The sequence below is a fragment of the Pseudomonas sp. CROZ-RG-20F-R04-15 genome (assembly GCF_022662375.1).
GTDB lineage: Bacteria > Pseudomonadota > Gammaproteobacteria > Pseudomonadales > Pseudomonadaceae > Aquipseudomonas.
In genome coordinates, this window is the sequence record NZ_JAKNQL010000072.1 from 1 (window position 1) to 847 (window position 847).

Annotated in this window: 1 pseudogene; it reads right to left on the minus strand. The window is 57.7% G+C overall.

From position 1 onward, the window contains the following. Positions 1 to 847, minus strand: a pseudogene (locus L8H52_RS30315) (hypothetical protein); the annotation flags it as partial.

The following is an 847-nucleotide window of genomic DNA, read 5'->3' on the forward strand; positions in this document are numbered from 1 at the left end:
GTTCAGTTGTTGGCCGGTTTCCCCGGCAATTGTCGGCATCGGCAACCGTGGATCATTCTCGGCAATAGCGTTAATGACCAGTACCAGCCCCGGCGATTTGCCAACCGGTTTACCACCACGCACAAGTTCCCAGTAGAACGTTTGGGTAGTCCCTCTGTGCGTCACCAGAAAGGCCGACGTGAGTTTGAAGTTGGCGCGCTTGTTCTGGTTAATCAACACCAGTGGAAAAGGCGGGGTGCCCGCTATCGGATCAACTTGTTTCAGTTGAGCGTGATCACCCGGCAACGCCGCAAGGTGTTCTACGCGCACAGTAACGCCATCTTCATAAGCCAGCACATCGACAGGGCTGGTCGCAGGCGCCACCAGCGTCGGCGGTAGCAAATCGACCGGGGCGGCGCCGTCTACCTTGGCTTTTGCCTCGATGGAGTTGCCGACCAAATCCCCGTTAGGTCGGCGCAGTTCGTAGGTCACTTTCACACTGCTGCCGGCAATCACTTTGTCGTTGTCGATTCTGAGGATGCAGTTTACTTTTCGGCCGAACTCGTCCTTTTCGACCGTGCCGTTGGCCTGCACGACAACATCGGGTTGCCCGTTGACGCTCGCGATGTACTCGGCCGTGACTGAATCTCCCGCCTGGAAACGGTTGTCATCGGTCAACACCACGACCAACAGCGGGCCGCCGGCCAGTTTTTCAAGATCAATGATCTCCGGTTTGTCGTCAGGCTCGTTGAGCTTTTCACGCAAAATCGGCATCGGCAGCAGCGTACCGTCGAGATCCTCGGGCACTGCCAACACGACCGACCACACAGCATCCGGGTCGGGCCCGTTGAGCAGTTGATCGGTGACC